Consider the following 5,163-nt stretch of genomic DNA (forward strand, 5'->3'; position numbering starts at 1 on the left):
CCGATAGTTATCGGAGTTCGCGGCGAGCGATACTACAATAAAATAAAGTGTCCGTTATAATTTGGCTTTTCTTATTTGAATTATGAAAGAGGTCTAATAAAATTTTTCCCCACCATGCAGTACGACCGCACCCTTGCAAATGCTGGTTTGATATCGGCTCAGCCCTCTCAAGTTTAAGCAGAGCGAAACTTTGGAGTTCCATTGGTTAGTCGTCTCCGATAGATGAGATGCTGAAACAATCCCGATACCTATCGTGGACAGAATAACGTAGTGCATAATGACGTTAGGCTTTCTACACTACTATTTTCCCGTCCACAAACCTCGGCACGAAATTATATATATCAAGCTGCATACAGAAATCAATATCACGGTCTATGCCCATTCTTTCAAACCTTTGTGCATGTGCTGACTTTTTGATGAAGGAAGTGAGATCGCTTTGTGCAGTATTATATAATACGTGGGCAGCAATGCTGGCATCATCATTCATTTCAAAACCATTTTTATATAATAGTCCTGCCAAAGCCCCTGCAAACAGTGTGTCTTCCAAATTAAATTTATTTTTCCACCCTGCACAAAGTATAATAGTATCTTGTGCTTCTGCTACTAATTTATCTGCTACAGTCTGCAGATTTACAAACGCACCAATATATATATTAGCTGCAGCCAATGAGGCATGTATCGCTTGTGTACCATTGGTTGTAGTAATTGCTAAGGGTTTGTCTTTTATATCATCGCCCATAAAATCGAACGGGGAATTTCCCTTTTCAAAACCTTCCACTTTTTGGCCGTTACGCTCGCCCGCAGTTATATAGTTTTGTGGTTTATATAAAAAAGTTTCATATATACTTACCAGTGGAATTATATGTTGAACTCCATGTGCAAATGCAACACACATGCTGGTAGTTGCACGCAAAATATCAACCACCACTACAGTTTTGCCGCCGAGCGAATAATGCTCAACGAGCGAGGGGCTATATACTGTTTCTATTTGGGGCATAGAGCCTAAAATCTTGTCGTGCTTCGACTACGCTCAGCATGACAAGATTTTATTTTATAAAAAAGGGATTTTGCAAACAACAGCTTTCAGGGCTTTGTCGCGGATATTGATATATATTTCGGTACCTGCTTTTGCATGTTCGGTAGCTACATAACCCAGTCCGATAGCTTTATTAAGCGAAGGCGATTGTGTACCCGAAGTTACTTCGCCCATCACCGTGCCATTGGCATCTGATATGGTATAATGTTGACGCGGAATACCACGGTCAATCATTTCAAAACCTACTAATTTTTTCTTGGGTCCGTTTTCCTTAATTGCTTTATGGAAGGCAGAATTGGTAAACTCTTTGGTGAACTTGGTAATCCAACCCAAACCTGCTTCAATAGGAGAAGTGGTATCATTAATATCGTGACCATACAAACAAAATCCTTTTTCCATACGCAAAGTATCGCGGCAGCCAAGTCCGCAAGGTATAATATCGTATTCCTTACCTGCTTCCATCACTGCATTCCACATGGCTTCGGCATCTTTATTCATTACATATAATTCGAATCCGCCAGCACCAGTATAACCTGTATTAGAAATAATCACATCACTAAGTCCAGCCATTTTTCCCATCGTGAAACTATAATATTCGAGCGATGACAAATTTATATCTGTCAATTTTTGCAATGCCTTAATTGCATTGGGCCCTTGCACCGCTAGTAGTGACATATCATCACTCATATTGATCATCTCAACGCCAAATGTATTATGCTTGGAAATCCAATTCCAGTCCTTTTCAATATTCGAGGCATTTACGACCAAATAATATTCATCAGCTTTCCAGCGATAAACCAAAAGGTCATCCACGATTCCACCTTGGTCATTGGGCAAACAACTGTATTGTACCTTGCCATCTTCCAATTTAGAAGCATCATTGCTCGTGACGGCTTGTATCAAATCTAGGGCTTTTTCTCCTTTCAACCTGAACTCGCCCATGTGGCTCACATCGAAGATACCCAGGCTGTTACGCACTGCATGATGCTCCTGTATAAGGTTGTTGTATTGAACGGGCATATTATAACCTGCAAAGGGAACCATTTTGGCACCGAGAGAAATATGCAAATTTGTTAAAGAAGTTGTTTTGAGATGTTGTTCCATTGTTGTAAAATTGCGGTGCGAAGATAATACCATCTGGTTAAACTTTTTTGGGCATGAATTTTAAAACAGTTATTATAATACTTTTAGTGCAAATGTTGTACTTAAAAGCCGCTGCCCAAAAGATATTGGTAAATGCCCCAGTGCGTGTAGACTCATTGATGGAGGCTCAAATAGCCAAAAACAAGGAGACGAATTCTATATCAGGATACCGTGTGCAATTGATGCAAACAACCGACCGTAAAAAAGCCAACGACTCCAAAACTGCCCTGCTCGAAAAATATCCCGATATGGACGTGTACATCACCTTTCAGGCTCCAAACTACAAGGTGAGGGTAGGAAATTATACCAAACGAATTGATTGCGTAACTATATATAAGTTGCTTCTGAACGATTTCCCACAATCGTTTGTTGTACCTGATAAGATAGAGTTACCGGAATTATAACCCTTCGATTAACTCAGGGTGACAATTGTCAGTCCAAGTTAATCGAAGACGGTCTTCGAAAAACACAGGCTTACAAAAAATATTAAATAATAATTGTAAAATATAAAATAGTTCAGATGTCAAAAAAGAAAATTTTTATAGTGGACGATGATCCCATGTTCTCTATCATGCTATCCGATTATTTGGAGGAAAAAGCACTATATGATATCACTATTTTCGGTACAGGCGAAGAATGTATCAAACAGATATACGATAACCCCGATTTTGTAATTTTGGATTATAATCTTAATTCGTTTGAGAGCACTGCTATGAATGGAATGCAGATATTAGAACGTATCAAAAAAATAAATAGCAACCTTCAAGTGATTATATTATCATCACAAGAAAAATATGGTATTGCCTCAGAATGTATTATGAAAGGTGCAAACTATTATATCATTAAGGATACTTCTTCGTTCGAGGAGATAGGAAGACTTTTGGAGGATTAAGAAAATGAAACATTAAGGAATTAAGATAAATCCAAACGCCCGTGGTCGTCCCCTAAAGCATTCGGGGTCACCAACCACTATTTTTTGTCAATATATTATTATTATAATAACAGTTTCATTTCCGCTGCTACATTTGCGGCTTCTTCTGCAGCTTTTTCGGCAAAATCATTTCCGCTACTTGCAAATATAATACTTCGTGACGCATTAATCAGCAATCCTGTGTCTGCATTGCGGCCATTGGCAATGGTTTCAGCTAATGAACCACCCTGTGTTCCCACTCCTGGAACTAGTAAAAAATGATTCGGAATAAGTTGTCTTATTTCTTTCATTTGTGTAGCTTTGGTTGCACCTACCACAAACATGGCTTGGTCCGCTCCAAACTTTGCAGCAGTTTTTTGGATTACTGCTGAATATAGTTTTCCATTGTTGGTATCTAGGTTTTCAAAATCATTGCTCCCCTCGTTTGAGGTTAATCCCAATACAATGGTGAACTTATTTTTATAGGCAAAAAAAGGCTCCAAACAATCCAAGCCCATATAGGGTGAAACCGTTACCGCATCGGCTTGCATCACTTCAAAAAAAGCTTTGGCATATTGTTGTGACGTATTGCCAATATCAGCACGTTTGGCATCAGCAATTTTTAAATGGGTTGATGGAATATAGTTGAAGGTTTCTTCCAATATTTGCCAACCACGCCAGCCCAAACTTTCATAAAAAGCCGTATTAATTTTGTAAGCAACACAATGTGGTAAAGTAGCATCGATTATCTGCTTGTTAAAAACTATAATACTTTCTATATCGCCCCGCAAATGGATGGGCAGTTTTTCGATATCGGTATCAAGTCCCACACAAAGACAATTCTTGTGTTGCTTGATTTTTGAAACGAGTTCTGCGTGGTTCAATGTATGCTATATAAATTATCGTGTTACTGCTTCTTGCAAATTTTCGAGCATATCTTTTGTCATTGCGTCCAAATCGTACAGATGGCTCCAACCCCAATCGTTTCGGGCTTCGCTATCGTTAATGCTACGGGGCCATGAATCGGCAATGGCTTGGCGAGGGTCGCTTGCCACATAATCCATTTTAAAATCGGGTATATGTTTTTGTATATTTTCTGCAATTTCTTTGGGCGAAAAACTAATCCCGGCTACATTATAACTACCACGTATTTTTACTTTCTCTGCAGGTGCTTCCATCAAACTAATAGTTGCTCTTAAAGCATCAGGCATATATAACATCGGCAGTTTTGTATCTGCTGAAAGGAAACAAGTATAATGTTTTTCTTTAAGTGCGGCATGATATATATGTACCGCATAATCTGTAGTACCACCGCCTGGTGCCGACTTCCAACCAATCAAGCCAGGATAACGAATGCTGCGAACATCCACTTTGAATTTATTATAATAGTATTCGCATAATCTTTCACCCACTTGCTTGGTAATACCATATATAGTATTGGGTTCCATAATGGTATATTGTGGGGTCATATCTCTGGGCGTGGTAGGGCCAAAAACTGCGATACTACTGGGCCAAAACACTTTGTTGAATTTGAATTCAATTGCTGCATCGAGCACTGTATACAAACTCTCCATATTGAGCTTCCACGCAAAATGGTGATCCTTCTCTGCACTCGCTGATAGCAATGCTGCCAAAAGATACACTTGTGTTACACCATGCTTTTTTACAACCTCTGCAAATTTTGCTTTGTCCAATATATCTAATATTTCAAAGGGTCCATCGGAACCATGCAGCACTGGTTCTCTTAAGTCGGATGCGATTACATTTGATCCTCCGAAAATGTTTCTTAATTTTGCTACGAGTTCGGTACCTATTTGCCCATTAGAGCCTACTACTAATATTTTTTCAGTTGCCATATTTTGGTGCAAAAATAAGTGATTTCGCCATAATATATAGTTAAAAAATAAGAAGATTTCTAAGATGTTTTTCGTCATTGCGAGCCTCCTGGAGAACTATGCTTGAGCAGCTGTATTCTTTATATCGGAAGTTAAACCATACTTTCAAGTAAAATCAACCGTTTCAGCCGATTTTTTTTGCCATTATTTACTACTTAACTAACAATTCCGGTTTTAAC

General features: G+C 38.7%; 6 protein-coding genes. 2 read left to right on the plus strand and 4 right to left on the minus strand.

The features are described from left to right. Window positions 1-292 precede the first annotated feature (292 nt). Window positions 293-997, minus strand: coding sequence for a 2-phosphosulfolactate phosphatase (locus SGJ10_02515; protein ID MDZ4756999.1), 705 nt, complete (start codon window positions 995-997; stop codon window positions 293-295). 54 nt (window positions 998-1,051) lie between these two features. Then, window positions 1,052-2,140 carry a glycine cleavage system aminomethyltransferase GcvT gene (gcvT, locus tag SGJ10_02520; protein MDZ4757000.1) on the minus strand — a complete coding sequence of 363 codons (1,089 nt, stop codon included), beginning with the start codon at window positions 2,138-2,140 and terminating at the stop codon, window positions 1,052-1,054. Between the two features lie 53 nt (window positions 2,141-2,193). On the opposite strand from gcvT, the gene SGJ10_02525 reads away from it, so the two are divergent. Next, window positions 2,194-2,583, plus strand: coding sequence for a hypothetical protein (locus SGJ10_02525; GenBank protein MDZ4757001.1), 390 nt, complete (start codon window positions 2,194-2,196; stop codon window positions 2,581-2,583). 116 nt (window positions 2,584-2,699) lie between these two features. Further along, window positions 2,700-3,071, plus strand: a complete 372-nt coding sequence (locus tag SGJ10_02530) for a response regulator (GenBank protein ID MDZ4757002.1) — start codon at window positions 2,700-2,702, stop codon at window positions 3,069-3,071. Between the two features lie 101 nt (window positions 3,072-3,172). Here SGJ10_02530 and pyrF read toward each other — a convergent pair whose 3' ends face one another. Further along, window positions 3,173-3,973 (minus strand): orotidine-5'-phosphate decarboxylase, encoded by an 801-nt coding sequence (pyrF, locus tag SGJ10_02535; GenBank protein ID MDZ4757003.1) that lies wholly within the window; start codon window positions 3,971-3,973, stop codon window positions 3,173-3,175. Between the two features lie 15 nt (window positions 3,974-3,988). Then, window positions 3,989-4,945 carry an NAD-dependent epimerase/dehydratase family protein gene (locus SGJ10_02540; GenBank protein ID MDZ4757004.1) on the minus strand — a complete coding sequence of 319 codons (957 nt, stop codon included), beginning with the start codon at window positions 4,943-4,945 and terminating at the stop codon, window positions 3,989-3,991. Window positions 4,946-5,163 lie beyond the last annotated feature (218 nt).

The organism is Bacteroidota bacterium (assembly GCA_034439655.1).
Lineage (GTDB): Bacteria > Bacteroidota > Bacteroidia > UKL13-3 > UKL13-3 > CANJUD01.